The sequence below is a fragment of the Limnohabitans sp. genome, assembly GCF_044361985.1.
Lineage (GTDB): Bacteria > Pseudomonadota > Gammaproteobacteria > Burkholderiales > Burkholderiaceae_C > Limnohabitans_A.
On sequence record NZ_JBIKHV010000173.1, the window covers coordinates 1 to 3,085 of the forward strand.

4 protein-coding genes are annotated in these 3,085 nt (G+C 59.5%); 1 reads left to right on the forward strand and 3 read right to left on the reverse strand.

Annotated features, from left to right (window positions below; translation table 11 throughout):
• Positions 1 to 127: 127 nt before the first annotated feature.
• The 3 genes from ACIQ3A_RS14655 to folC are packed head-to-tail and all read right to left on the reverse strand — an operon-like array spanning position 128 to position 2,712.
• Entirely contained in the window at positions 128 to 622 is a 495-nt protein-coding gene (locus ACIQ3A_RS14655) for a CvpA family protein (RefSeq protein ID WP_396432461.1), read from the reverse strand.
• A 1-nt stretch (position 623) separates the two neighbouring features.
• Positions 624 to 1,412: an SPOR domain-containing protein gene (locus ACIQ3A_RS14660; protein WP_396432462.1), complete on the reverse strand. Its 789-nt coding sequence runs from the start codon at positions 1,410 to 1,412 to the stop codon at positions 624 to 626.
• 10 nt (positions 1,413 to 1,422) lie between these two features.
• A complete protein-coding gene (folC, locus tag ACIQ3A_RS14665; protein ID WP_396432463.1) occupies positions 1,423 to 2,712 on the reverse strand; it encodes a bifunctional tetrahydrofolate synthase/dihydrofolate synthase in 1,290 nt (429 codons plus the stop codon).
• Between the two features lie 50 nt (positions 2,713 to 2,762).
• Here folC and ACIQ3A_RS14670 point away from each other — a divergent pair.
• On the forward strand, positions 2,763 to 3,085 hold a 323-nt coding region (locus ACIQ3A_RS14670), incomplete at its 3' end, for an arsenate reductase (RefSeq protein ID WP_396432464.1).

Sequence of the window (3,085 nt, forward strand, 5' to 3'; positions counted from 1 at the left end):
TCCTGGCCCCGGTGCTGCAGCAACAACAAGGCGTCATAGATCAACTGGTTAACAGGTGCACTGCTCACAATGCCGACAATTCCACACATTCTTTTTCCCGTTCAAAATTCGAACTGCCCCGAAAAATTCAGGGCAAATATTCCACAAAGGTCTGGGGCAAAAGCGGTTTTAAGCCTGTGAGGACAAGCTCCAGCCAAACCGGACCTTGGGCCGTTGACCACCAGGCCTCACGGGAAAGTCCTGTCAGTTGCAAGACCACCGTCAATGCCAACAGCAAAACCACCCCGCGCGCCAAGCCGAATGCCCCTCCCAATGTGCGGTCTACCGGCCGCAGGCCCACGGTTTCCAACAATTTCTTGATCAGCCAGGACACCATGCCCGCCACAAACACAGTGGCCACAAAGACCACCGCAAAAGCCACGGCGTACTGCACCGAATTGGGGGCATCCTTGATCAAGGGCAGCCACCCCACCACATCGGGGGCCAGCCACTGAGCGACCACAAAAGCCACTACCCAGCCCGCCAGCGACAAGACCTCGTAGACCAGTCCACGCCAAAGCCCCATCACCATGGAAGCGAGCAATACGCCCAGCAAGATCCAATCGGTGAGGGCGATCGCCATGTCAGATCTTGAAGACAGACACGGGCAAATCGAGCTTGCGGATGCGGGCGGCTACTTTGTCTGCCTCTTCACGTGTTTCGAAGGGGCCCACACGGATTCGCGTGGTGCTTTTGCCGTCTTTTTCCACCACCTGGGTGTATGTTTTCAGCCCAGCCTGTTCCAGTTTGCTGCGGACATCGCGAACTTTGGCTGGATCACTGAAGGCGCCCACCTGAATCACCACACGACCCGCTGTCGCCTTGGCAGACTTGCCGTCCAACAGCGCCTGGGCTTTGCCGCCGTCGTCTTTAGGTTTGGCCACCGCAGCAGGTTTTTCGGCCTTCACGGGCGGCGCTGCTTGGGGTTCCTGTTTGGCTACCGCGGCTTTGTCAGGGCTCTTTTCTGCAGCGGGTGCGATTTTTTCAGTTTCAGGCTTGGGGGTCAGGGCCATTGGGGCTGCAGGCAGCACCACTTCTTCACGCTGATCGAGGCTGGCTTGCGTGGGTACCGCACCGGGCGAAGGCAGCAAGGGTTTGGCGGGTGCTTGGTTTGCAGGCACAGGCGTTGCACTGGTCAGGGGCGAGGTGCTTTGACGGTCAGGGATCACGATGGGGGTGTCGACCGCAACGGGCCGGGGCTGGGTGTCAAACAGCAACGGAAAACCCACCACGGCAACCAACACCAGCACCACCGAGCCCATCAACCGGTGGCGCGCACGACGGCGGACGACTTCTAGGTTTTCGTTGGGGCCAGAAGTCAAGGCCTCTGTGGAGGCGGTTTGACCAGGAAATCGGAACTTGAAAAAGGCCATGACGTGGTGCTCACGGGCTGAGGTGTTTGGCTTGCAGACGCGGAATGCCGTCTTTCAAAACACCGCCCACGGTATAGAAGGAGCCAAAGACCACGATTCTATCAGCCGGGTCTGAGGCCTTCATGGCCGCTTGAAGGGCCAGCATGGGGGTGGCGTGAATGCTTGAAGCGGTGTCAGATCGGGTGTTTTGGGCCTGCCACATTTGCTGTAAATCAGCCGCCTTGGCGGCCCGGGGCAGGGGCAAGTCGGTGAAATACCATCGGTCCACCATCGGGTTGACCCGCTGCAGCATGGGCAACAGGTCTTTGTCAGCCATGGCGCCCAACACGGCGTGGGTCGTTGGGTAAAAACCCATCGCATCGAGATTGACCGCCAAGGCCGCCACTGAATGGGGGTTGTGGGCCACATCCAGCACCAGCACAGGCTGACCCGGCACGATTTGAAAGCGCCCCGGCAACTCCACCATGGCCAGACCATTGCGCACGGCCTGGGCGGTCACCGGAATTTGCTGGCGCAAGGCCTCCAGCGCCGCCAAGACGCCCGAGGCATTGATCAACTGGTTGGCACCACGCAAGGCCGGATAGGCCATTCCGCTGTATCGACGATCTCGCCCGGCCCAGGCCCATTGTTGTTTGTCGCCAGAAAAATTGAAATCACGGCCAAACTGCCACAACTGAGCCCCGATGGAAGTGGCATGGTCGATCACACTTTGCGGCGGCACAGGGTCGCTTACGATCACCGGTCGCCCGGCGCGCATGATGCCCGCCTTTTCAAAGCCAATGCTTTCACGGTCTTTGCCCAAAATAGCGGTGTGGTCGATGTCGATGCTGGTGATCACGGCGCAGTCGGCGTCGATGATATTGACCGCATCCAGCCGTCCGCCCATACCCACCTCCAAAATGGCCACGTCCAGCTTGGCCTGGGCCATCAGGTGCAGGATGGCCAGGGTGCTGAATTCAAAATAGGTCAGGCTGACATCACCACGCACCGCCTCGACGGCCGCAAACGCCTCGGCAAAGGTTGCAGCAGAGGCCGACTCGCCATGCAGCCGGCAGCGCTCTTCAAAATGCACCAAATGCGGCGAGGTGTAGACGCCCGTGCGGTAGCCGGCTTGCAGCAAAACTGCCTCCAGCATGGCGCACGTCGAGCCCTTGCCATTGGTGCCCGCCACGGTGATGACCGGGCAGTCAAAGCGCAGCGCCATGCGGCCTGCGACGGTTCTCACCCGGTCCAGCCCCATGTCAATGGCCACGGGGTGTAACTGCTCGCACCAGTCGAGCCATTCCTGTAGAGTCTTCATAGGCGGCGATTGTCACCCAGTCTTGTTCACTTCACTCTTCAGCAAACCCCATGGACCCCATTGTTTACGGCATTCCCAACTGCGACACCGTCAAGAAAGCCCGAATCTGGCTGGCTGACCACGGCTTGAACGCCACCTTCCATGACTTCAAGAAACAAGGTGTCCCCGCTGCCGAACTGGACATTTGGCTAGCTGCAGTGGGCTGGGAGGCACTACTGAACCGCAAAGGCACCACCTGGCGAAAACTGGACGCCGCTGTGCAAGCCCAAGTGAACGACAGCGCCAGCGCTAAAAAAATCATGCAGGAACATGCCAGCAGCATTAAACGCCCAGTCATTGCCTGGCCTTCGGGCCAAGTGACGCTGGGCTTCAC